Source organism: Acidobacteriota bacterium (genome assembly GCA_018268895.1).
GTDB lineage: Bacteria > Acidobacteriota > Terriglobia > Terriglobales > Acidobacteriaceae > Edaphobacter.
Genome location: JAFDVP010000007.1, coordinates 347157 through 369840, shown reverse-complemented (window position 1 = coordinate 369840; position 22684 = coordinate 347157). Strand labels below are relative to the sequence as shown.

The following is a 22684-nucleotide window of genomic DNA, read 5'->3' as shown; positions in this document are numbered from 1 at the left end:
TGCACTAGCATCCGGTCCTCTCTTTTTCTGCTCTGTTATACGGCGGCTGGCTCTGCCTCGCGGTCCTTTACCTTGAACGTCAATCCGTCCTTGCCTGCGTCCACCACAACGTGGTCGCCGTGCAGCACGGTTCCGTCGAGGATCTTCACGGCCAGTTTGTCCTGCACCAGCCGCTGGATCGCGCGCTTCAACGGACGCGCTCCATAGGCACGGTCGTAGCCCGCCTTGAAGATCTGCTTGCGCGCGGCGTCCGTCAGTTCGAGCGTGATGCGGCGATCGGCCAGCAGCTTTTCGAGGTCCTTCAGCCGCAGGTCGACGATGTGCGTGAGCTCCTTGTCGTCGAGCGGATGGAAGACGACGATGTCGTCGACGCGGTTGAGGAACTCGGGACGGAAGGTTTGCTTGAGCGCATCGATCACGCGGGCCTTGGCCTCCTCGAAGCCCTCCTCGCCCTGCGCCCATGCGCTGGTCAGCTTGTCGGCTCCGGTGTTCGAGGTCATGATGAGCACCGTGTTCTTGAAGTCCACGGTGCGTCCCTTCGAGTCCGTCAGGCGGCCGTCATCCAACACCTGGAGCAGCACGTTGAAGACATCCGGGTGCGCCTTCTCGATCTCGTCGAAGAGGATCACCGAGTACGGACGGCGGCGCACGGCCTCGGTCAACTGGCCGCCCTCGTCGTAGCCGACGTAGCCGGGGGGCGCGCCGATCAGCCGCGCCACGGCGTGCTTCTCCATGTACTCGCTCATGTCGATGCGCACCATGGCCTGCTCGTCGTCGAAGAGGAACTCAGCGAGCGCGCGCGCGGTCTCGGTCTTGCCGACGCCCGTCGGGCCCAGGAAGATGAACGAGCCAATCGGCCGCTTCGGATCGGAGAGACCTGCGCGAGAACGGCGAATCGCGTTCGCGACGACAGTCAGCGCCTCGTCCTGGCCAATCACGCGGTCGCGCAGGCGGTCTTCCATATGCACCAGCTTCTCGGTCTCGCCCTCGAGCATCTTCGAGACGGGAATGCCCGTCCACTTCGAGACGATGGCCGCGATGTCCTCCTCGTCGACCTCCTCCTTCAGCATGCGCGAAGGCTTGTTGCCGACGCCCTTGCTGGCATCGGCCCTGGCTTCTGCTTTGTCTGCGGCGACGGCAACCTCCTGCAGGGCCGTCAGATCCTTCAGCTCGGCCTCCTTCTTCGGAATCTTTCCGTACTGCAACTCGGCAGCGCGCTGAAGATTGCCCTTGCGCGTCTCCTCCTGCATCTGGAAGCGCAGGCCTTCGAGCTCTTCCTTGAGCTCGGCGATACGGCCGATGGCTCCACGCTCCTTCTGCCAGCGGGCGCGCAGGCCCGCGGCCTGCTCCTTGATCCCGGCAAGCTCCTTCTCGACCGCCTCAAGACGCTCCTGGGAGTTGGGGTCCTTCTCGCGGCCGAGCGCCGCCTTCTCGATCTCGAGCGACGTCGCCCTCCGCTCGAGGTCGTCGATCTCCACCGGCACCGAGCCAATCTGGATGGCGAGGGCCGATGCGGCCTCGTCGACAAGGTCGATCGCCTTGTCCGGAAGAAAGCGGTCTGAGATGTAGCGGTGCGACAAGGTCGCCGCGGCTACGATCGCCGAGTCCTTGATGCGGACCTTGTGATGCGCCTCGTAGCGCTCCTTCAGGCCGCGCAGAATCGCAATCGTGTCCTCGACGTTCGGCTCGCCGACATAGACGATCTGGAAGCGCCGCTCGAGAGCTGCATCTTTTTCGATGTACTTGCGATACTCGTTCAGCGTCGTCGCTCCGATGGAGCGCAGCTCGCCGCGCGCCAGCGCAGGCTTCAGCATGTTGCTGGCATCCATCGATCCTTCGGAGGCGCCCGCGCCCACCAGAGTATGTAACTCATCGATGAACAAAACAATCTCGCCGTTCGAGGCCTCGATGTCCTTTAAGAGGGCCTTCAGCCTCTCCTCGAACTCGCCGCGAAACTTCGCGCCCGCCACCATCGACGCGAGGTCGAGCGCCACGACGCGCTTGTTCTTGAGAATCTCCGGAACGTCGCCCTGCACGATGCGCCGCGCCAGACCTTCGACGATGGCGGTTTTGCCAACGCCCGGCTCGCCGATCAGCACCGGGTTGTTCTTGGTGCGCCGCGAGAGCACCTGGATGACGCGGCGAATCTCCTCGTCGCGCCCGATCACGGGATCGAGCTTTCCCTTGCGCGCAAGGTCGGTCAGGTCCTTCGCGTACTTCTCCAGTGCCTGGAACTTGCCCTCGGGGTTCTGGTCGGTCACGCGCTGCGAGCCGCGCACCTCGGCCAGCGCCTTCATGATCGCGTCATACGTCGCTCCAAAGGAGCTGAGCGCGCCGGCAACCTCTCCCTTGGCCTTTGCCAGGGCCAGCAGCAGATGCTCGGTCGAGACGTAGTCGTCCTTGAAGTTGTCCGCCTCTTTGAATGCCTGCTCTAAAACTTTTTGCGTTGCCTGCGCCAACTGCGGCTGCGCTCCGCCCTGCACCTTCGGCAGCTTCTGAATCGCTGCGTTCACGCTGCTCAAAAGCTGCTGCACCGGCACGCCAATTTTGTCGAGTACGGGGATGACCACGCCCTCGCGGTCCTCCAGCAGCGCCGCCATCAGGTGCAGCGGCAGCACCTCAGGATTGCCGTTCTCCGCGGCATGGCTCACCGCGCCCTGTACGGCCTCCTGCGACTTCACCGTCAACTTCTCCCACTTGATCGCCATTCAAATCTCTCCCTTACGTGGAGATCGACATCCCCACAAATCCTAAGTCCAACCGCAGACCTCAGGGGCTAAAGCCCTTTCACCTCTCTCCAGCCCCGGCACGGCTGAAGAGCCTGCCCTGAGCGGAGTCGAACGGGTGCCCTTAACAAAAACATGCTTCCCCAAAAACATACTTCCAAAAAACAGGAGTGCCCATACCGTCACTCCTCAAATCGTATCCATGCAAAAGGCGGGAGACAGTTTCGTCTCCCGCCATACTGCGACATCCATACGGCCAGAGATGCAAGCCCTTAGTGAAGCGGTACTCCGGCCGCCAGTGTGTCCTCGGCGGCGGGACCGGCTTCGATCGCCACCTGCTTCGGCTTCGCCTCAGGCTTCTTGTCCAGCGTGATGGTAAGGACGCCGGCGTCGTAGTTCGCCTTGATCGACTCGGTGTCCACCGTCAGCGGGAGGGTGAAGGTGCGGATAAAGCTGCCGAAGCTGCGCTCGATGCGGTGGAAGTTCTCCTTCTTCGCCTCGTTCTCGAACTTGCGCTCGCCCGTCACCGTCAGCGTCTGGTTCTCCAGGCGCACGTCGAGGTCTTCCCTGGCGATGCCGGGGACCTCCAGCTTGACGGTCACCTTCTGCGCATCTTCATAGACATCGACGGCGGGGACGAAGCTGTTTTTCTTCGTCTCCGGCACCTCAGGCTCCCAGCCGAGATCCTCGAAGATCGAGCTCAAGCGGTCCTGCAAGGTGAACTCACCAGAGGAATGGCGGGCAGGGGCAAACCGCAGGGCAGGGGTAAAGCGCGTAATGGTCATGTCGAGCTCCTTTGCTGGGTGATCGTTCGCCGGTCAATCTTTATCCGAGCTATTTATATGACGCGCACATAACAATATGGGTTGCAAATAATATGACATTATTACGCTCATATATCGAATCAGCCATTCAGCTACCACCAAAGGTTAATTTCGCCGTCGTCCGCCCTGCGGTATTCTCCTACTATTGTTGATCACGTAAGTAAACCTCTATAAGCACTTACGCGGTCTAAGCCATAACGGTTCCGTTTTGATTCTCCAGACTCATCTCCGGCGAAGTCTGCTGTTTGTGCTGCCCGCAGCCGCTATCTTTATGGCGGGATGCGGTTTACCGCCTACGCGGCCCTCATCCTCCTCGACTCCGCCTGCTTCGACGACGCCGGTCACCACCCCCAGCTCCACCACCACGGTGGGCACCCTGACGACTGTCGCAACGACGGAAGGGGCGTCGTTTGGAGGCAAGCAGGCGATCGCCGGGGCACACATCTATCTCTTTGCGGTGAACACCTCGGGATGGGGACAGCCCAGCGTCTCGCTGCTGGACCCCAGGAAACCGGGCGTCTCGGTCGATAAGGACGGCGCTTATATCACCAGCAGCAGCACCGGCAACTTCAGCTTTACCGACCGCTACACCTGCACCCCGGGACAGCAGGTTTACGTGTACGCCTCGAACGGCAATCCTGGGTTCAGCGGCGTGGTGGTCAACCCGGTGATCGGCATGTTGGCGACCTTCGGCACGTGCCCGGCTACGGGCAGCTTTGCCGGGTACATCCCGGCGTTTGTGATCAACGAGGTCTCGACCGTTGCGACGGCCTATTCTCTGGCGGGCTTCATGACCGACGCAACGCACGTTGGCTCCGGCAACTCGGCCAACGCCCTAGCGGGGCTGGCGAACGCCTTCAGCACGTATAACAACCTGGTCGACCTGGAGACGGGGACGGCGAAGGCCTACAACGACGCCGGGAACGGCTTCATTCCGCAGGCGAAGATCAACGCGCTGGCGAACCTGCTGGTGCCGTGCATCAACTCCACCGGCGGAGGGCCGGCGTGCGACACGCTGTTTGCGGCGACGCGTCCTTCGACCAACGATCCGCTGCCCGCGAACACGGCGGCGGCGGTGCTGAACATGGCGCACAATCCGGGTTTGAACGTGGCGACGCTTTTCAAGATTGCGGCGGCGAACTCGCCTTACATGCCCACGCTAGCCGCGGCGCCCAACGACTGGACGCTCTCGATCACCTTCTTCTCCGACGATATGCCCGGGCCCTACTATCCGGCGATCGACTCGCAGGGCAACGTCTGGGTTCCGGGCTATGCCAGCGGCAATCTTACTAAGTTTTCGCCGACGGGCAATATCCTCTTCGACACTCGCAACGGCGGTCTCAAGCAGCCGTTTGCCGTCGCGATCGATGCGCAGGACAGCCCGTGGGTGGTCAACTTCATTCCCGGCGCGAACAGCGTTTCAGTGCTGCTGAACAACGGCGCGCCGGTCACGCAGACACCGTATGCCTGCGGCACGAGCTGCTTCTTTCCGGCGTTCGACCCCTCGGGGAATCTATGGCTCTCGGGCACCGACCACACCACGGTGATCGCACCGTCGGGCTCAAAGCTCTCGAGCTTCCTGACGGACGCATACACCTCGGGGATCGCGGTTGCCTCGAATGGGAGCGCCTGGACGCTGGGACATAACGGTGCTCTGTACCATCTGACGCTGCCCTCCTCTTCGACACGGCTCACGCAGGCGCTGACGGCGACGGGCAACGACCTCACTCCTGTGGCCATCGATTCGTCGGACAAGGTGTGGTTCACCTCGAGCCGCAACAATGCACTAGGCAAGGCCGACACCAACGGCGCGATGATCTCGCCCGCTGGCGGCTACACGGGCGGCGGCCTGGGCGGACCGGCCGGCATCGCCATCGATGGAAGCAACCGCGTCTGGGTCGCCAACCGCGACAACAACTCCATCTCGGCGTTCTCGAACTCCGGCACGGCGCTGTCGCCGGCGACGGGCTTCGGCACAGACAGCTACACGTCCGACGGAGTGAACATTGGCCTGAGCGGACCGCGCGGGATCGCCATCGATCCATCGGGAAATCTGTGGGTGGCAAACTTCACGTACAACTCGGTCACCGAGTTTGTGGGAGTTGCCACGCCGGTTGCCACACCCATCTCGGCGGCCAACCACGGCAAACTACCCTGACGCTGTGAGAAAATCTCTGCATGAGCGACTTCATTCCTAAAGCAGGCGGAGCAAAGGTTGGCGGGCTGGGCCGGAAGGCACAGAAGCTCCAGGCGCTGCGCGAAAAGGCGGCGGCCCAGGCAAACGGTGGCGCAAAGGCGGCCCATGGAACAGCCGCGACATCGGTGAAGGTGAAGGACTCGTTCGCCAACACGAAGAAGACCAGCTTCCAGCGCAAAGCGACTTAGCCCCGGAGTTTACCGACAACGCTGTTCAAGGCGTGTTGGCGGCGGCGTAGTGCAGCACCGGCCATAGTTCGTCGACCAGTTCCTCAAGCTCCTCGAGCGTGCCGTTGTTCGGCACGATGAAGTCGCTGAGCTTCTCTTTCTCCGCATCGGGCATCTGCTGCGCCAGGCGGCGAGCCGCCTCACCGGAGAGCTCAGCTCGTCGTTCGGGAGAGAGTGCGGTGTCGCCGGCGGCGCGCTGGATGTAGCGCTCGATCTTCGTGGACTCCGACGCCACCACCAGCACAACGCAGTCGAAGCGCGAGCGCCACGGAGAGGCGGGTTCATCGGTGGCAGCTGGGGCGTTGTGCTTTGTTTCAAAGAGCAGCGCCGACTCGACGACGACGACGGCCGTGGGGTCGTCTACGGCGATCTCAGCCACGATTGCGGCCTGCTCGGCGATGGTCGCAGGATGCACGATGGCGTTCAGCTCTTCGACGCGGCCGTCGGCGAAGGCGATGCGGGCAAGCTCGGCGCGGTCAAGCTGCCCATCCGGCAGGACGATCCCCTTGCCGAAGTGCTGCACGATGCTGTTGTAGACGGCCTCGCCTGGCTGCATCAGCTCGCGGGCGATCTCATCGGCTTTGAGCAGGTACGCTCCGCGCTGTGCCAGCATCAGTCCGACGGTGGACTTACCGCTGCCGAGACCTCCTGTAAGACCGACGCGCAGCATGGCGGTTACGCGCGCTCCACGGGAATGCCGCGCCGCAGCTTCGCGGCCTTGACGGTGTTGTGCATCAGCATGGCGATGGTCAACGCGCCCACGCCTCCGGGCACTGGTGTGTAGGCACTGGAGATGGCGAAGGCCGCGGGGTGGATGTCACCCACGATGACCGAACCGCGCTTGGCGAAGGTGGCCGCGCGTCCGGCGTCGCCGGGGAAGAAGCGCTCGACGTCTGCCGCATCGGTGAGGCGGTTGATGCCGACGTCGATCAGCACGGCGCCGGGCTTCACCATCTCGGGCGTGACGTAGCCGGGGCGCCCGATGGCGGCGACGAGAATATCGGCGTTGCGTGTGACGGCGGGCAGGTCGCGCGTCTTGCTGTGGCAGATGGTGACGGTGGCCGATTCGTTGAGCAGCATCAGGGCGGCTGGTTTGCCCACAATGTCGGAGCGGCCCAGGACAACGGCGTTCTGCCCCGCGATGGGCAGCTTGCTGCGCTTGAGGACCTCGATGATGCCTGCGGGCGTGCAGGGCGCGAGTCCCGGCTGGCCGCTCTGCAGGCGTCCCGCGTTGACGGGGTGGAAGCCGTCAACGTCCTTATCTGGCGACACGGCCTCGAGCAGCCGCTTGGTGTCGACGTGCTTCGGTAGAGGAAGCTGGATGAGGATGCCGTCGATGTCGTCGCGCGCGTTCAGCTTGGCGACCAGCGCGAGCATCTCTTCGGTGGTGATCGATTCGGGCGGCGTCAGCATCTCGCTGAAGATGCCGAGTTCGCCGCAGGTCTTCACCTTGCTGCGAACGTAGATCTCCGATGCGGCGACGTTGCCGACGAGGATGACGGCGAGCCCGGGGGTGATGCCTTTGGCGGAGAGCGCGGCGGCTTCGCGGCCGGCCTCGGCCTTGATCTCGGAGGCGATGGCGACTCCGTCGAGAACGTGCGGATGTTTAGTCATATCTGTATTCATGGTATCGTGCCGCGACGGCATCGCGCCTATGCGCTGCCGATGGCTTAGCATGGAGACAATGGTCGAGTTGACAAAGTCGCTGCGCGAGCTGGAGAGGCTGGTCTGCCCAGTGTGTCGCGCGAAGCTCCGCGCCGGGGACGGCTCCGTCGTCTGCGCCGGGTGCTCGCGCCGCTATCCCGTGGTGGACGGAATCCCGGTGTTGCTGGCCGATCGCGCGAGCTGACGCGGGTTTATACAAATCTGTGACAAAGTGGTGGCAGTCAACTGACGGGAACCTTTCGCTAACCTCTGTGCGTACTCACATCGGTGAGCGTCTAATGAGCGTCTAACTGGAAGCGACGTACCGCAACTATTGGATGGAAGGCTCATCTAATGAAGTATGGCGGAGGGCCGGTAACAGGCGCGACGCGCGGAGAGGAGAGGCGATGGCGGCAATCACGGCAAACGCGGTTGAGAAGTTCTCTGAGGCGGACCTTGCAGGCCTGCGCGAGGAGTTGCTGCGCGCCCACCTCGACTCCTGGCAGGTTGGAGACGTGATCAGCAGTTATCTTGCTACGCGAGGCTATGGCGTATCCAGCCACGAGGCCCGCACGATGGTCTCCCGTATCGAGCGCACGGGCTATTCGCTCAAAAGTATGCAGGAGGAGCTCGAGAAACTGGCTCTGGTGATGTGAGGTCATCCGCCCGGCGGTGCGCCGAAACTGGCCACCGCAAGGGTGTCCTGCCAACGGTGCAATAATTGGAGAGATGCCGTCTCTCTGGACTCCTGCAAACTGGCCACAGCGTCTTGCCGAACTCCTTGCCCCGACAGGCGAGCTAAAAGAAGTCCCGCTGCGCCGGGATGTGCGCTCGCTGGGCATGCTGCTGGGCGAGGTGCTCAAGGAGCAATCGGGGGCACCGTTGTACGAAGCTGTCGAGCAGCTTCGCCGCACGGCGATTGCGCGACGCGAGGCCGATACTGGGGGCGACACAGCCAATGCCGCGTCGAACATGCAGCAGGCGTTGCTGGCGGTCCACACCCATGCCGGCGACCTGACGCGCGTCTACCAGCTTGCGCGCGCCTTCAGCTTCTACTTCGAGCTGATCAATCTTGCCGAAACCAATCATCGGAAACGCCGCCGCCAGTCCGGGCAGTTGAACGACGCTCCCCCGCCGCGCGGCGATCTGCGCGGAACGCTGCGCCGCCTGAAGGAGGCGGGACTCGACGCGAAGCAGGCGCTGGCGCTGCTCTCGCGTGTGGTGATTACGCCCGTCTTTACGGCGCATCCTACCGAGGTTGCGCGGAGGTCGGTGACGTTCAAGCGCCGCCGCATCTCGGACCTGCTCGAAAAGCTCGACCGCATCGCCGTTCCCGAGGCCGAGCTTGAGGCGTTGGAGCACGACATCACCGCCGAGATCACGGCCCTGTGGCAGACCGACGACGTGCGCAGCGCGCGGCCCATGGTGCGCGACGAGATACGCATGGCGCTGGACTACTACGAGGCGTCGCTCTTCGACACGCTGCCGGTTCTTTACGCCGAGGTGGCCGCCGCGTTCGAGGCAGAGTACGGGGAACATAGTTCGATCGCGGAGCTTCCGCAGCTTGTGAACTTCGGCTCGTGGATCGGCGGCGACCGCGACGGCAACCCATTCGTCATCTCCGAGACGACGAACGACGCGCTGGCGATGGCTCACGCGCTGCTACTGAACCACTACAGGCGCCGTTTGCAGAACGTGTTTGAGCAGCTTGGCAGCTCAACGCAGCAGGTGCCGGTGTCGGCGGAGCTGAAGTCGCTGCTCGACCACTACCTGGAGCAGCTTCGCACCGCCGGGCAGACGGCGCTCGAGGAGCGCTTCCACTTCGAGTATGTGCGGCTGCTGATCGCCTGCATCATGATGCGGCTGGGCGCGACGCCGCAGAGCTCCGTGCCGCTGCCGCCGAACCCTGCGCTGTCGCCGTACACGCGCGCCGCCGACCTGCTGGCTGACCTCACCGTGCTGCGCGCAAGCCTGATGCAGAACCGCGGCGAGCGCCTGGCCGAGATGCTGATCGACCCGCTGCTGATCGAGGTGCGCGCCTTCGGGCTGCATCTGCAGACGCTCGACATCCGCCAGCACGCGCGCGTGCATTCGGCCGCGGTGAACGAGATCGCAGGCTGCGTGGAAGAGAGCACGGATGCTTCGGCGCTTCGTCTTCCGTCGGCTCTGTCGCCGCAGACCGCCGAGGTGCTCGATACCTTCCGCGCGATCGCGCAACTGAAGCGCACGTATCCGCCTGAAGCGATACAGCAGTACGTCATCAGCGGAGCGACGAACGCCGAGGATGTGCTGAACGTGCTGTGGCTGGCGCGGCTGGGCGGTGTGAAGGTGGAAGCGCAGGGCGACGATCCGGGATTGCAGCCGGTGCCGCTGTTCGAGTCGATCGAAGACCTCGAGAATGCGGCGGGAGTCATGCGGCGTCTGTGGTCGAGCGAGGCGTATCAGCCGCTGCTGAAGTCGTGGGGCCACCGGCAGGAGATCATGCTCGGCTACTCCGACTCGAACAAGGACGGCGGCATGATTACGAGCACGTGGCAGATATGGAAGGCGCACCGCGAGCTGCACCGCGTGGCCGCCGAGTGCGGCGTGACGCTGCGCCTCTTCCACGGCCGCGGAGGAACGGTGGGCCGCGGCGGCGGGCCGACGCATCGCGCCATCTACGCGCAGCCGGTCGACAGCTTCTCAGGCGAGCTTCGCCTTACGGAGCAGGGCGAGGTGCTCAACTGGAAGTACTCCGACGTCATCCTCGCCGAACGCAATCTTGAGCTGATGATCGCGGCGTCGCTCGACGCGCTGGCGCGGCCCGATGCCACGTTGCAGAAGGGAGCGGCCACGCCGCACCTGACCGGCGAGATTACGCCCGCGTGGGAGGCCGCGATGGAGCGCATCTCGGCGACCTCCTACGAGTTCTACCGCAAGCACATCATCGACAACCCGGACACGTTCACCTACTTCCAGCAGGCGACGCCGGTGGCGGAGCTTGAGAACGCGCGCATCGGCTCGCGCCCGACGAAGCGCACCGGGAAGAAATCGATGGCCGACCTGCGCGCCATCCCGTGGGTCTTCGGCTGGATGCAGTCGCGTCAACTTGTGCCCGCGTGGTTCGGCGTGGGCTATGCGCTGGACGAGTTCGTGCGCGAGAACCCCGATGGCCTCAAGCAGCTTCAGTCGATGACGAAGGACTTCCCGCTCTTCGTCGACATCATCCGCAATGTGGAGATGGCGCTGGCGAAGTCGGACTTCGGCATCGCGAAGCTCTACGCCTCGCTGGTGGAAGATGAGGCTCTGCGCGAGCGTGTGTATACGACGCTGAAGCAGGAGTTCGACCTGACGCACAGGATGCTGCTCGCCGTCACCGGCCAGCAGAGACTGCTCGAGACGAACCCCGTGCTCGAGCGCTCGATCCGCCTGCGCAACCCCTACGTCGACCCAATGAGCCTCATCCAGGTCGAGCTGATCCGCCGCAAACGCGCCGCGATCGCCAAGGGCGAGCCGGAGTCGGCGGAGCTGAACCGCGCCATCTCGGCGACGATCAACGGCATCAGCGCCGGACTGAGGAACACGGGCTGATTACAGAGTTATTTTTCGTTCTGCGAGCGATCAGATAGTCTGCTGACCATGCGTGTTCGTTTGCTACTGTTGCTTTCTACACTCGGTTTCTTTCTGCCCAGCGTTTTATCCGCACAAACCACAGTCGCAGACATTAAAGAGCGACTTGTGGATAAGCCGCTTTACCTTGCCGGATGTTGGATAGAAGACAATCTGCACTTCGATCCCTATGGACATCTAGTCGGCAGTTCGAAGCTAACGACCTTTACTCTGTGTGGAGTAAAGGTCAAGAAGGTCAATCTTGAACCGAACAGGCTCGTTGTAGAAGGAAAGCGGGTTGGACTCGAATTTGAGGATTCTGTGCCAAAACGCGTTGACCTGGAAGGGATACGAATCACGATTGATAGGCCCCAGGACGACGATTTTGATAGTGCTCTTAGCGCAATTTTTGCAGACAATCTTGAAACCCTTGTTCCGTTACTTCCTCCGTACTGGCAGCCCTTCGCAAGGGTGAATATTCTTCCACCTAGCGACAGTAATCACTCGACCTTATTGGCTGCATTTGTTGATTCTTCTTTGCCGAAGATCGGCGGTGACGTGGAGCCTCCTAAGTTATTGAAGTCTGTTGAGCCTAGATATAGTAAGGCTGCTTCTGACAAGAAGTATTTAGGCAGCGTTTTGATCTGCTTGATCATAGAGGAGAATGGTATTCCTTCTCATCTGACGGTAGTTCGACCAGCCGGCCTGGCTCTTGATGAACAAGCTTTGCACGCCGTGAGTCAATATGTATTCATCCCTGCGAAAAAGGATGGAAAACCTGTGCGTGTTCAGTTGAACATTGAAGTCAATTTCGCCTATCGCTAGACTCCTGATGCCATACCTTGATGTCGCTGCAGATACCACTCGCCCGCAATATACGTAGCTGCAAAGCCGATCCAGAAGGCGATGCCGAAGAACTGGCGTGGCTCGAGGTGCGTCAGCCGCGCAGTGGCGAAGAAGACTCCCATCACTGGCCGCGTCGTCGCAATGCCCAGCAGAACGGCGATGGCTCGCATCATCCACTCACGATAGTGAGGCTGATGTTTTGCGAAGAGCATCAACGCCCGCACGAATGAGAAGAGGAAGATTCCGTCGAAGACGATGATGGCGGAGAGTTCGGTGACGCCGCCGACGGGGTTCGCCACCATTGGGATTGCTGTGATGCCGACGACGAAGCCGAGCGCGAAGAGCGCCCATGTGATGCGCCGGTGCGTTTGTTTATTGCTGCGCATTCTTGCCGAGAACCACAGCGGCAGCAGCAGAACGAAGCAGAGCGCCGGGACAACGTGCGCGAGCGTGAGTGCCCTGTGGGCGGCGAATACAGCGTCGAGGTCGCCGAACTGTCCTGGGCGCATGGATGCTTTTACGAGCAGGAGCGCCACGATGCGCCGCAGGGCGGCGGCCGCCGCGATGAAGCAGAGGATGTACAGAACGATGCGTATCCAGCTCGAATGAGTGGGCTTGCTTGCGGTGGCTGGCGGCATGTCGGCCTCCTTGAACCGGAAATACCGCCTTGTGCCCTTTAGAAGCCCTGATCGGGACGGAAGGCGGTCACCTTGTTCTTAACAAACGTTACGGCGAAGGGCTTGCCTAAGTTCGCATAAACCACCAGGCGGTTGCCGTAATCGTTGGAGAGGCTCTTGGAGACCTGGCCGAGTGCCATCTGCACCTGCCGCTCGTTCATGCCGAGGATGACCTGGTGCGAGTCGACGGCCTTCCATATCTCCGTGCCCCAGTGCTTGTAGAGCTCGTGCGGGTCGTCGTAGAAGAAGATCTCATCGATGTAGAAGGTGTAGAGGCCGTTCTCGTGATACCCCACGGGAACGCCGTAAACCTTATCGGGTGCAGGCGAATCCGGCATCGTGAAGAGCATCAGCACCTGGCGGTCGCCGCCGGGGATGCGGTGTGTTGCGGACTTCGGCGCGACCTGCTCGGTGAATCCCTTCACCTCGAGCTTCACGGCCCCGAGCAGCGTACCGGCGGTCTTTGCGTAGTCGACGCGCTTGCCGGTGGCGGGGTAGTAGTCCATCTGCCCGCCGGCGGAGACCCACAACGGCTGGCCGACGAGATCCCTGGTGTCGGCCATCGACGACTGGCGTTTCTTCTTCAGGAAGACGAGATCGTCGTCGGCGATCTTCTCGCGCGCGGGCGCAGCCACGGCTTTTTCAGGAGCATTGCGTTCACGGTAGATCATCCCCACGCGCACGCCAATCACTGCGAGGAAGACAAGGGTCCCCCCGATCGCCCACTTCGGTCCGTTCTGCATCCGTTCTCCTCGCTGTTTTTGTCTCGAAGGTACTTTAGTTGATCGGCTCGGCTGTGCTCAACTCGCGCTCGGCTTCCAGAAGCGCGTCGGCGGTTAAAGCGTCCGCCTCTCTGAGCTTCGGAAAGAGCACGGCAGCGGAAGCTGTGACGATCAGCGAGCCGATGCCTCCGATGACGACGGCTGGCACGGCGCCCCACCAGCTTGCGGTGAGGCCGCTCTCGAACTCGCCGAACTCGTTCGACGCGCCGACGAAGAGCCAGTTGACGGCGCTCACGCGGCCGCGCATCTCGGGCGGCGTTGCAAGCTGCAACATGCTCGAGCGCACGACGACGCTTACCATGTCGCTTGCTCCGACGACGAACAGCGCAAGAAGGCTCGCCCACATGCTCTTCGACAGGCCGAAGACGATGGTGGCCGCGCCGAAGATGGCGACGCAGACCAGCATCGTGGCTCCCGCGCGGCGCTTGATCGGCTTTACGACCAGCAGGAGAGATACGAAGAGCGCGCCCACGCTGGGCATGGCGCGCAGCAGGCCAAGGCCGCGCGGCCCGGCGTGCAGAATGTCGGTGGCAAAGATCGGCAGCAGGGCAACGGCGCCGCCCAGCATCACGGCGAAGAGATCGAGCGAGATGGAGCCAAGCAGCAGCTTCGTGCGCCACACGTACTCGAGGCCCGCGAGCATGGTCCTGGTGCTGAAGGCTACGTTCTTCCTGTTCTCCCTTTCGGCCGGGTCCAGCCGGATCATACCGACCAGCACAAGGTATACGACAAACATCAGCAGCGTGAAGACGTACACAATCGGCGCGCCCCGCCAGTGCGCGAGACCTCCCGAGAGCGGGAGCGTGAAGAGCAGGCCGCCGATGGCGGGGCCGGACATGTTCGCGACCTGGTAGACGGTCGCCCCCCACGTGACTGCGTTTACGAAGTGGTCGCGGGGCACGAGGGTGGGCAGCAGCGCGCTGGTTGCCGGTCCGCTGAAGGCGCGTCCCACGCCGATGCCGATCAGCACGGCGTAGATCGGCCACACACGGCCTCGCGCCAGCGCCCACGAGCTGTGCGAGAGCCACAGCAGCACCGCTGTGCACACCGCCTGCACGCCATAGCAGAGAAGGATGATGCGGCGGCGGTCGTAGCGGTCGGCCGCGTGTCCGGCGCCAAGCATGCAGAAGATCCCCGGCAGAAACAGGGCAAGCCCGGTAAGGCCCAGCTTCAGCGGCGAGTGCGTGAGCTGGTAGACCTGCCATGCGACGGCGACCGACTGCGCCTCCGCGCCGAGGATGACCATCAGGCGCCCGCTCTGATACAGCCGGAAGTTTCGCGAGCGGAACGCATCCGTCGCTCGCAGCGGCGTTCGATGATCGCCTTCGGCCATATCTCTATGCTGTCACACTTGACGGCCGGGGGTGTCGCAAGGGAGCCTGCGCGGCCGCCCGGCCCTCTCATCCCAGATCAAACAGAGGGGGGCTTCAGCCCCTGGGTATGCACACCACTGTTCTATGATTCCAACCGAGAGGACAACCCTTTGCGAATCATCCGTCAAATCCTGCTTCTTCTCGCCGCCACCGCCACGATGCAGCTCCACGCGCAGGCGAAGCCCATCCGCGTCGTCATCGTCGGCCTGGTGCACGGCCACGTCAAAGGCTTCCTGCGCGACCTGCCCAAAAGCAAGGACGCGACCCTCGTCGCCATCGTCGAGCCTGACACCGCTCTCGCCGCGCAGTACGAGAAGCAGTACAAGCTCGACCACGCGCTCTTCCACACCGACCTCGAGCAGACCCTCACCGCCACCCGCCCCGACGCCGTCCTCGTCTACACCACCATCCTCGACCACCGCAAAGTGATCGAGGCCGCGGCCCGCCACGGCATCTCGTCCATGGTCGAAAAGCCGCTCTCCACCACCGTCGAAGACGCGCTCGCCATTCGCGCCGCCGCGCGCAAAAACAAGGTCCACGTCCTCGTAAACTACGAGACCACCTGGTACTCCTCCAACGCCGAGGCCTTCCGCCTCATCAACGACAACAAGCTCGGCGACGTCCGCAAGGTCGTTGTCCACGACGGACACGAAGGCCCCGCCGAGATCGGCGTCGGTCCCGAGTGGCTGCCCTGGCTCACCGACCCCGTCCGCAACGGAGCCGGCGCCCTCTTCGACTTCGGCTGCTACGGCGCCGACCTCATGACCGTCATGATGCACGGCGAAGCTCCCATCAGCGTCACCGCCGCCTCGCAGACCGACAAGCCCCAGCTCTATCCGCACGTCGAAGACGACGCCACCATCATCCTTCGCTACCCCAGGACGCAGGCTGTATTAATGCCGTCGTGGAACTGGAGCTTCGCGCGCAAAGACATGGAGGTCTACGGCACCAACGGCACCGCCGTCACCGTCGGCCCGTCGGGCATCCGCACCCGCTTCCGTGGCGAAAAGCAGGAGCAATCGTCCGACGCTCCCGCGCTCCCTGCCAGCGCCGCCACCTCGCTCGGCTACCTCGCCGCCGTCATCCATGGCGAGACCAAAGACACCGGCGATCTCTCCGCCCTCGACACCAACGTCATCGTGATGCAGATCCTCGACGCCGCACGCACCTCCGCCGCCACAGGACGTACCGTCACGCTCAAGCCGCTGCCGCAATAACTCAGCTTCATGTGTAATGTGTAATCTGCCAAAGATGATCTTCGACGGCGCAACAAACTGGCTCTGCCTCGCGGCGTTCGCTGTTTGCTTCAGCGGAGCAGCGCTGACGGCACAGGACAGCCCAACCTCCGCAACAACGGAGGCGGTCCAGAATGCTTCGACGCCAACCCTGCACGTCTACAAGACTCTTCTACAGGTTCCGGTACTCATCCTGCGGCCAAATGGTGGCCGGATCAGAACGCCAATCACCGATATACCGTTCTCCTTGAGCCTCGACTCTGGCCCATGGTTTCCAGCCACTCATGTGCGCCCTGCGGGAGACGACCCCATCGCGCTCTCCATCCTGCTGGATCTGAACGGCGACGAGAGATTGCTGGCGCCGAAGATGGCGGAGGCGATTGCGGGTCTCGCGCCAGACTCGTTACGTTCGCAGGATCACGTATCGGTGTATGTACTGAACTGCACGCTGACCGGCGGGGCGAGCGATGTGCCCCCAGACCACGCAGCGTTGAAACAGGCGGTCAACGCTGCGCTGTCCTCGTGGAGAGACAACAGAAAGCGTCCACGCGAAGCAAACAAGAGCGAATGCACGCAGAAGGAGCATCTTTGGGATGCTCTGGCGAAGCTGACAGAGAGTTTGCGCAACCTGCCGGGGAGCCGAGTCATACTCGCGGTGTCAAATGGAAGCGACGATGGCAGCGCAATCGCGCGCAATCAGCTCATCGAAAAGGCGCAGGGCGGCAGTGTGGCAATCTTCGGCCTGAAATACAGCCCTGGTACAGCACCCACGTATTCGGAGAATCCGCTTCAATCGAGAGGCGAGTATGGAATCTCGCCCGACGCCGTACCCGTCGATCTGGAAAAGGACAATCCCTTCCGCAACCTCTGCGAGCTGACCGGGGGCACAGCGAAGCTAACGAGCGTGAACACGCTGAAGCCGCGACTGAAGACATTGGCAGCTATGGTCCGTGAGCGGTACATCGTGGAGTTCCCACCGCCGCAGAACGCAAATCCCGGATGGCATGCCATCGCCGTCAGGGTCGATCGCGGAGACTACCTGGTTCGTTCGGCAGGCATCACCTTCCCCTTGATGAATCCCACGGTGCTCGCCGATCCCACAACAGTCCCTTCCAACCCATCGCTCGCGCCGGCCCTGGGCCACAGCTCTACAGAGTCTGGTCCAACACCTCAATAGTCTGGCCAGAAGAAGAAAGGGTGCAAACTGTGCCGGGTCCCCGCCTCCCAACGAAACGACCTTGTCATCCTGAGCGAAGCGCAGCGGAGAGCCTGCCCTGAGCGAAGTCGAATGGGAAGGACCTGCATTTTGCCTTGGCGAAGGATCGTAAATCCCGTGTGCTCCATGTATGGGGCACACGCCTACAGTGTTTCTATTTAATGATTGCGCCCGCTGCCGTGCGCGGCTCCCGATAGCTCAGGCTCGCATGTCGCGGACTTGGATGCAGCACCTTCGAGGGGCGTCCGGTCGCGCGCATGCGCGCGTCGGCTGCGGCCCAGCTCGGCAGCGTCGCTTCCGGCTGTGACCAGTGGACCACCGAGGCCTCATCGCACCAGTTCAACAGACGCGGCATGACCTGCTTGTGCGCGCCGCTGGTCATAAACCCCCGCATGCTCTCCTGCGCATCCCAGATCGTCATTGTCCAGAACGTCATCTCGCGGTCATGGAGAAGCGCGCCGGTTACAAACCCCGGCGCTTCCCGCGCCTGCTGCCGCGAACGGAAGGCGTATACAACAAACGCCGGCATGAAACGCACCGACCGGATCCGCAACCGCGTCACGCTGACAAATGCCATCCACACCACCCTGGAGCGCTACTTCAACGTGTAGCTTGGGTCGAAGGTCAGATCGCGCGCCCAGATGTTCCTGAAGCTGATCGGCTCGCTCTTGTCGCCGTGCGCCTGGAGCTTGATCGGGGCCCTGTCGTACGCCTTGTAGAACGGCTTGCCGACATAGAGCGTCTGTCCCTGCACCTGGAAGTGGTTCTGCACCAGCACGCCGTTCATGAAGACCGTGACGTATGCCGGCGACTTCAACGACCCGTCGCTGTTGAAGCGCGGCGCTGTCCACACCACGTCGTAGCTCTGCCACTCGCCGGGCTTGCGCGCAGGGTTGGCCAACGGAATGGCCTGCTTGTAGATAGCGCCCACCTGGCCATTCACATACGTCTTGTTGTTGTAGTTGTCGAGCACCTGCAGCTCATAGCCATCGTCCCTGGGGCCGGTTGAGGCAAGAAAGACGCCGCTGTTGCCGCGCGCCTGGTCCGAGCCCGTGATGTCGGCCGGAATCCTCCACTCGATGTGGAGCTGATAGTCCTTGAAGGTCTTCTTCGTCTCGATATTGCCGACGCCCTTCTCCTTGCTTACGGTGAGGATGCCATCGTGCACGATCCACTGTGCGGGCGTGTGGTCCTGCGCGGACACCCACTGGTCTTCATTCTTGCCGTCGAACAACACGATTGCGTCGGAAGGCGGGGCCGAGTCCGTCGCTCCGGGGGTGACGATCGGAGGCACCGGCTCATACACCTCGGTGTCCTGGTGCTTCATCGCAGGAGCGGCCTGCTGAGCAACAACTGGAGCGGCGGAAGCCATGACAGCGGCAAGGGCAAGAGCGGTCGAATAGAGGGTTCGCATAGGTACAGCCAAGATACACCGAACCTCTCCCGGTGTGGCAAAGCGAGCGCCGCCTAAGACAACTGCCTCAATCGCAATGCGGCGGATTTCGATACTATGAACCCGTCCGGAAAAACTCATCCAACCAACAAGGAGCACATATGCAGACACAATCACGAAGAGGCCTGCTGAAGAACGCCGCGAAGGCCGCCGTCGCGGCAGGCACGGTTCTCGCTACGCAAAAGGCCACCGCACAGACCTCGAAGCCGGTGAAGAAAGACGCCACGGGAAAGTCGCAGACGCAATTTCCCTTCACCACGGTCGTCTCGTACGGCAACCTGCTCTTCGTCTCCGGCATTGGCTGCCGCGTGCCGGGCACCATCGAGGAGAACACCAAATGGGTGCTCGACGAGATCGAGAAAAACCTAACCGCTGCGGGCTCGTCGCTCGAAAAAATCCTCAAGATCAACATCTTCATGGAGGACATCAAGCAGTTCGACCGCATGAACGCCGTCTACAAGACGCGCAAGTGGGGACCGGTCTTTCCCGCGCGCAACACGGTGCAGCCAGCGGCGCTTCCCGCAGGCGATTACGGCCTTGCCATCGACTGCGTCGCCTACATTTAGCGCCGTCATTTGCGGACCTCTCCAGCATGGTCTCCCGGTATACCGCAGGGGGCCGCGATCTTTAACTAAATTTCATCCTTCAGCGACACAGGCACTCCGGTAGCTCAGGTAATTGTGTTGCCGGAGGTAAAACAATGAAAAAAGCTGTAGCTCTTCTTGCGTTTGCTGCGATGTGCTCTACGGGATATGCGGCCAATCAGGACAATGCCCGCGACGGACAACACGATCCGATCAAGCGTGTGCTTCTCATCAGCATCGACGGAATGCACGCCGTCGATTTTGCAAACTGTGCTAACGGGATCAGCACGATCAACAACGGCAAGTCCTACTGCCCGGCACTGGCCGCTCTCGGCAAGACCGGCGTCAACTATGTTGCAGCCAACACGTCGAAGCCGTCGGACTCCTTCCCCGGGCTTACAGCGATCATCACAGGCGGAAGCCCCGCGCTGACCGGCGTCTACTATGACGTTGCCTATGCCCGCAACCTTGACGCTCCGGCGACCACGACCGGCAACGGCGTCGCCGCCGGACCCTGCACGGCAGGCGCTGCTCCTACCGGCACCACGACCGAGTACGAAGAAGGCATCGACATCGACCAGAGCAAACTCAACGGCGGAGCGCCCGGCGCTGCGCTGATCGACGGAGGTCTCCACTCCATCGATCCCAAGAAGCTGCCGCGCGATCCCGCCCACGGCTGCGCTCCCGTCTATCCGTGGGAGTTCGTCCGCGCCAACAGCATCTTCAGCGTCATCCACAAGGCTGGTGGATATACCGCCTGGTCGGATAAGCATCCCGCATACTCCTCCGTCGCCAGCGGCATCGGCCCCTCGGCGCTCGACGACTTCTACGCGCCCGAGATCAACTCCAACGTCATCGCGCTTCCATCCATCAAGACGCCGACCGGCCTCTCCTGCACCACCATCCCGGACCCCGGCTCAGACCTCACCGCATGGACCAACAGCTTCAAAAACATCCAGTGCTACGACACGCTGAAGGTCAACGCCATCCTGAATGAGATTGACGGCAAAGACCACCTCGGCGCGCGCAAGACCGCTGTGCCGAATATCTTCGGCATGAACTTTCAGGCCGTCAGCGTCGGCCAGAAGCTGGTCGAGGGCAGCACCAAGGGTGGTTATCTCGATGCAGCAGGAACTCCCTCTGCGGCTCTTCTTGACGACATCAGGTTTGTCGATGCGTCCATCGCCGCGTTCGTCGACGAGCTGAAAGAGAAGGGGCTCTACAACTCCACTCTGATCGTCGTCACTGCCAAGCACGGTCAGTCGCCGATCGACCCCAACCGCTACGTCGCGCAGCTCAAGGTTGGTTCATCGCCTGCGACGCTGCTCGATGGCTATGGCTATATCCCCAGCTCCGAGTCACCCGGCAACCCTGCCGGCATCGGCCCAACCGAGGACGATGTCTCGCTCATCTGGCTGAAGAACTCGGCCGACACCGCTGCCAGCGTCAGCATCCTCGAGAGCAACGCCACGCAGATCGGCCTCGGTCAGATCTACTACGGCCCGTCGCTGGCGCTCAACTACAACGATCCCGCCGTCGATCCCCGTACGCCTGACATCATCGTTACTCCGAACGCGGGAATCGTGTACACCGGAAGCCACAAGAAGCAGTCCGAGCATGGAGGCTTCGGCCATGACGACACCAACGTCATGCTGCTGCTCTCCAACCCCGGCTTCCGTTCACGTACGGTCTACGCAGAGGTAGGAACAGCGCAGGTCGCGCCCACCATCCTCAAAGCGCTCGACATCAACCCGGCAGAGCTCGATGCTGTTCGCGCGGAAGGAACCGGCGTCCTTCCCGACGTCAAGCTGCACTAGGCCAAAGGCAGGTCGGCAGCGGGCGTTTTCCCACGGAGCGCCCGCTGCGATCTGCTCCAAGCTCCGGAAGCGCTCGCGGGTACAATTACCCAGAGTGACCGAAGCCCCCGGACAACACAGCCTGCGCCGCCATCAGACAGTCACGCTGCTGCTGCTCTTTCTTGCGGGCATCGTCAACTTCCTCGATCGCTCCTCGCTCTCCATCGCCAACACCACCGTCCGCGCCGAGATGCACCTGAACGCCACGCAGATGGGCTGGCTGCTCTCGGCCTTCTCGTTTGCGTATGGATTCGCGCAGCTTCCGCTCATTGGCCTGCTCGATCGTGTGGGCACACGCTATGTGCTCGGCGGAGGACTCACACTCTGGTCGGCTGCGCAGATGCTCACCGGCTTCGTCCGCACGTTGCCTGTCTTCCTCGTCCTTCGTGTCCTGCTCGGCATCGGCGAAGCGCCGTTCTACCCTTCGGGCATCCGCTCCACGCGCGAGTGGTTCAGCGCTTCGACGCGAGCCCGCGCCACCGCCGTCATGAGCTCTTCGCAGACGGTTGGCCTCGCCGTCGCGCCACCCATCCTCACCTGGATCATGCTGCGCACCGGCTGGCGCACGATGTTCATCATTCTCGGTGCAGCCGGGCTTGTTGTTGCCGCGCTATGGATCGCGCTCCACCGCGCGCGACGCGATACTCCCTTCGCCGAAACGGAGCATTCCGCCAGTACAACAATAGATGCCCGGGTGCCCCACCCTTCGCAACGCGAAGGGTGGGATGAAGCTGCCTCCCCCGAACCCGCATGGCGAGCGCTCATTCGCCAACGGACCGTGTGGGGGATGATGCTCGGCTGGGGAGGCGTCAACTATACCGTCTGGCTCTATCTTGCATGGCTGCCCGCGTATCTCGAAGGCGAGCGTCACCTTTCGCTGGCGAAGAGCGGATGGGTGGCCGCGCTGCCTTTTATCGCCGGTGCCTTCGGCATGTTATCGAGTGGCTACATCTCCGACTTCCTCGCGCGTCGCGGCCTTCCGCTCACCACGATCCATCGCCGTAACATCGTCGGCGGCATGGTGGTCTCTGCGGCGAGCACCTTCCTCGTCGCGCACAGCCAGTCCACGGCGCAGGCCGTCGCGGGAATCAGCGCCGCGCTCTTCTGCATCCACTTCGCCGGGACCTCCGGCTGGGGATACGTGCAGGCCGTCAGCCCGCTGCGCTACGTCGCATCGCTCGGCGCGCTGCAGAACTTCGCCAGCTTCATGATCGCCTCGGCCGCACCCGTCGTTACCGGATGGCTGCTCGACCGCACGCACTCGTTCACCATCGCGCTCGGCCTGTGCAGCGCGGTGACGCTGCTGGGCGCGCTCTGCTACGCCACTCTCGCAGCCCCCAGCGGAATGCACCTCGACGCTGAAACCTGATACTTCGCCACTCGGTTCACATAACAAGCACGGGTGCCCCATATCTGGCGGTCTTATCGCCAGATGTGGGTTCATTCGAGCGAAGCT

At 62.6% G+C, this 22684-nt stretch carries 20 protein-coding genes; 11 read left to right on the top strand and 9 right to left on the bottom strand.

From position 1 onward, the window contains the following. Nucleotides 1-35 precede the first annotated feature (35 nt). Complete coding sequence (gene clpB / locus JSS95_09080) at nt 36-2708, bottom strand: ATP-dependent chaperone ClpB (GenBank protein MBS1799963.1); 2673 nt, start codon at nt 2706-2708, stop codon at nt 36-38. A 290-nt stretch (nt 2709-2998) separates the two neighbouring features. Next, entirely contained in the window at nt 2999-3511 is a 513-nt protein-coding gene (locus tag JSS95_09075; protein MBS1799962.1) for an Hsp20/alpha crystallin family protein, read from the bottom strand. 247 nt (nt 3512-3758) lie between these two features. Here JSS95_09075 and JSS95_09070 point away from each other — a divergent pair, with 247 nt between their 5' ends. After that, nucleotides 3759-5708 carry a hypothetical protein gene (locus tag JSS95_09070; protein MBS1799961.1) on the top strand — a complete coding sequence of 650 codons (1950 nt, stop codon included), beginning with the start codon at nt 3759-3761 and terminating at the stop codon, nt 5706-5708. Between the two features lie 20 nt (nt 5709-5728). Further along, a complete protein-coding gene (locus tag JSS95_09065) occupies nt 5729-5935 on the top strand; it encodes a hypothetical protein (GenBank protein MBS1799960.1) in 207 nt (68 codons plus the stop codon). Between the two features lie 25 nt (nt 5936-5960). Here the strand turns inward: JSS95_09065 and JSS95_09060 are convergent, their stop codons facing one another. Together JSS95_09060 and JSS95_09055 are read right to left on the bottom strand one after the other, a co-directional pair. After that, nucleotides 5961-6644, bottom strand: a complete 684-nt coding sequence (locus JSS95_09060) for a dephospho-CoA kinase (protein ID MBS1799959.1) — start codon at nt 6642-6644, stop codon at nt 5961-5963. 5 nt (nt 6645-6649) lie between these two features. Next, nucleotides 6650-7588, bottom strand: a complete 939-nt coding sequence (locus tag JSS95_09055; GenBank protein ID MBS1799958.1) for a bifunctional 5,10-methylenetetrahydrofolate dehydrogenase/5,10-methenyltetrahydrofolate cyclohydrolase — start codon at nt 7586-7588, stop codon at nt 6650-6652. A 70-nt stretch (nt 7589-7658) separates the two neighbouring features. On the opposite strand from JSS95_09055, the gene JSS95_09050 reads away from it, so the two are divergent. The 4 genes from JSS95_09050 (at nt 7659) to JSS95_09035 (ending at nt 12031) form a co-directional block, all read left to right on the top strand. Further along, a complete protein-coding gene (locus tag JSS95_09050) occupies nt 7659-7823 on the top strand; it encodes a Trm112 family protein (protein ID MBS1799957.1) in 165 nt (54 codons plus the stop codon). A gap of 202 nt (nt 7824-8025) precedes the next feature. After that, the gene (locus tag JSS95_09045; GenBank protein MBS1799956.1) at nt 8026-8274 is read left to right on the top strand and encodes a hypothetical protein; all 249 of its coding nucleotides are present in this window, start codon (nt 8026-8028) and stop codon (nt 8272-8274) included. Nucleotides 8275-8347: 73 nt separating this feature from the next. Continuing rightward, nucleotides 8348-11188: a phosphoenolpyruvate carboxylase gene (ppc, locus tag JSS95_09040; GenBank protein ID MBS1799955.1), complete on the top strand. Its 2841-nt coding sequence runs from the start codon at nt 8348-8350 to the stop codon at nt 11186-11188. 48 nt (nt 11189-11236) lie between these two features. Continuing rightward, the gene (locus JSS95_09035) at nt 11237-12031 is read left to right on the top strand and encodes an energy transducer TonB (GenBank protein MBS1799954.1); all 795 of its coding nucleotides are present in this window, start codon (nt 11237-11239) and stop codon (nt 12029-12031) included. On the opposite strand, the gene JSS95_09030 is transcribed toward JSS95_09035, so the two are convergent. From JSS95_09030 to JSS95_09020, 3 genes are read right to left on the bottom strand one after another with little or no spacing between them, the layout of a single operon-like run. Further along, nucleotides 12028-12690, bottom strand: coding sequence for a DUF2306 domain-containing protein (locus tag JSS95_09030; GenBank protein MBS1799953.1), 663 nt, complete (start codon nt 12688-12690; stop codon nt 12028-12030). The genes JSS95_09035 and JSS95_09030 overlap by 4 nt on opposite strands. Nucleotides 12691-12728: 38 nt before the next feature. Then, the gene (locus tag JSS95_09025) at nt 12729-13472 is read right to left on the bottom strand and encodes a hypothetical protein (protein MBS1799952.1); all 744 of its coding nucleotides are present in this window, start codon (nt 13470-13472) and stop codon (nt 12729-12731) included. Nucleotides 13473-13506: 34 nt separating this feature from the next. Beyond that, nucleotides 13507-14844, bottom strand: a complete 1338-nt coding sequence (locus tag JSS95_09020; protein MBS1799951.1) for an MFS transporter — start codon at nt 14842-14844, stop codon at nt 13507-13509. Between the two features lie 198 nt (nt 14845-15042). On the opposite strand from JSS95_09020, the gene JSS95_09015 reads away from it, so the two are divergent. Next, nucleotides 15043-16101: a Gfo/Idh/MocA family oxidoreductase gene (locus tag JSS95_09015; protein MBS1799950.1), complete on the top strand. Its 1059-nt coding sequence runs from the start codon at nt 15043-15045 to the stop codon at nt 16099-16101. 16 nt (nt 16102-16117) lie between these two features. Next, nucleotides 16118-17296, top strand: coding sequence for a hypothetical protein (locus JSS95_09010; protein ID MBS1799949.1), 1179 nt, complete (start codon nt 16118-16120; stop codon nt 17294-17296). A gap of 193 nt (nt 17297-17489) precedes the next feature. Here JSS95_09010 and JSS95_09005 read toward each other — a convergent pair whose 3' ends face one another. Together JSS95_09005 and JSS95_09000 are read right to left on the bottom strand one after the other, a co-directional pair. Further along, nucleotides 17490-17912: a DUF3291 domain-containing protein gene (locus JSS95_09005; protein MBS1799948.1), complete on the bottom strand. Its 423-nt coding sequence runs from the start codon at nt 17910-17912 to the stop codon at nt 17490-17492. 18 nt (nt 17913-17930) lie between these two features. Further along, entirely contained in the window at nt 17931-18749 is an 819-nt protein-coding gene (locus JSS95_09000) for a DUF1080 domain-containing protein (GenBank protein MBS1799947.1), read from the bottom strand. Nucleotides 18750-18889: 140 nt separating this feature from the next. On the opposite strand from JSS95_09000, the gene JSS95_08995 reads away from it, so the two are divergent. The 3 genes from JSS95_08995 (at nt 18890) to JSS95_08985 (ending at nt 22597) form a co-directional block, all read left to right on the top strand. After that, complete coding sequence (locus tag JSS95_08995) at nt 18890-19354, top strand: RidA family protein (protein ID MBS1799946.1); 465 nt, start codon at nt 18890-18892, stop codon at nt 19352-19354. 134 nt (nt 19355-19488) lie between these two features. Beyond that, complete coding sequence (locus tag JSS95_08990) at nt 19489-21189, top strand: alkaline phosphatase family protein (protein MBS1799945.1); 1701 nt, start codon at nt 19489-19491, stop codon at nt 21187-21189. Beyond that, a complete protein-coding gene (locus JSS95_08985; protein MBS1799944.1) occupies nt 21137-22597 on the top strand; it encodes an MFS transporter in 1461 nt (486 codons plus the stop codon). The genes JSS95_08990 and JSS95_08985 overlap by 53 nt, the downstream gene beginning before the upstream one ends. Nucleotides 22598-22684 lie beyond the last annotated feature (87 nt).

Coding starts and splice junctions, on each gene's coding strand:
- clpB (MBS1799963.1), bottom strand. CDS start 2,708: ATGGCGATCAAGTGGGAGAAGTTGACGGTGAAGTCGCAGGAGGCCGTA.
- JSS95_09075 (MBS1799962.1), bottom strand. CDS start 3,511: ATGACCATTACGCGCTTTACCCCTGCCCTGCGGTTTGCCCCTGCCCGC.
- JSS95_09065 (MBS1799960.1), top strand. CDS start 5,729: ATGAGCGACTTCATTCCTAAAGCAGGCGGAGCAAAGGTTGGCGGGCTG.
- JSS95_09060 (MBS1799959.1), bottom strand. CDS start 6,644: ATGCTGCGCGTCGGTCTTACAGGAGGTCTCGGCAGCGGTAAGTCCACC.
- JSS95_09055 (MBS1799958.1), bottom strand. CDS start 7,588: ATGACTAAACATCCGCACGTTCTCGACGGAGTCGCCATCGCCTCCGAG.
- JSS95_09050 (MBS1799957.1), top strand. CDS start 7,659: ATGGTCGAGTTGACAAAGTCGCTGCGCGAGCTGGAGAGGCTGGTCTGC.
- JSS95_09045 (MBS1799956.1), top strand. CDS start 8,026: ATGGCGGCAATCACGGCAAACGCGGTTGAGAAGTTCTCTGAGGCGGAC.
- ppc (MBS1799955.1), top strand. CDS start 8,348: ATGCCGTCTCTCTGGACTCCTGCAAACTGGCCACAGCGTCTTGCCGAA.
- JSS95_09035 (MBS1799954.1), top strand. CDS start 11,237: ATGCGTGTTCGTTTGCTACTGTTGCTTTCTACACTCGGTTTCTTTCTG.
- JSS95_09030 (MBS1799953.1), bottom strand. CDS start 12,690: ATGCCGCCAGCCACCGCAAGCAAGCCCACTCATTCGAGCTGGATACGC.
- JSS95_09025 (MBS1799952.1), bottom strand. CDS start 13,472: ATGCAGAACGGACCGAAGTGGGCGATCGGGGGGACCCTTGTCTTCCTC.
- JSS95_09020 (MBS1799951.1), bottom strand. CDS start 14,844: ATGGCCGAAGGCGATCATCGAACGCCGCTGCGAGCGACGGATGCGTTC.
- JSS95_09015 (MBS1799950.1), top strand. CDS start 15,043: ATGCAGCTCCACGCGCAGGCGAAGCCCATCCGCGTCGTCATCGTCGGC.
- JSS95_09010 (MBS1799949.1), top strand. CDS start 16,118: ATGTGTAATCTGCCAAAGATGATCTTCGACGGCGCAACAAACTGGCTC.
- JSS95_09005 (MBS1799948.1), bottom strand. CDS start 17,912: ATGGCATTTGTCAGCGTGACGCGGTTGCGGATCCGGTCGGTGCGTTTC.
- JSS95_09000 (MBS1799947.1), bottom strand. CDS start 18,749: ATGCGAACCCTCTATTCGACCGCTCTTGCCCTTGCCGCTGTCATGGCT.
- JSS95_08995 (MBS1799946.1), top strand. CDS start 18,890: ATGCAGACACAATCACGAAGAGGCCTGCTGAAGAACGCCGCGAAGGCC.
- JSS95_08990 (MBS1799945.1), top strand. CDS start 19,489: ATGAAAAAAGCTGTAGCTCTTCTTGCGTTTGCTGCGATGTGCTCTACG.
- JSS95_08985 (MBS1799944.1), top strand. CDS start 21,137: ATGCTGTTCGCGCGGAAGGAACCGGCGTCCTTCCCGACGTCAAGCTGC.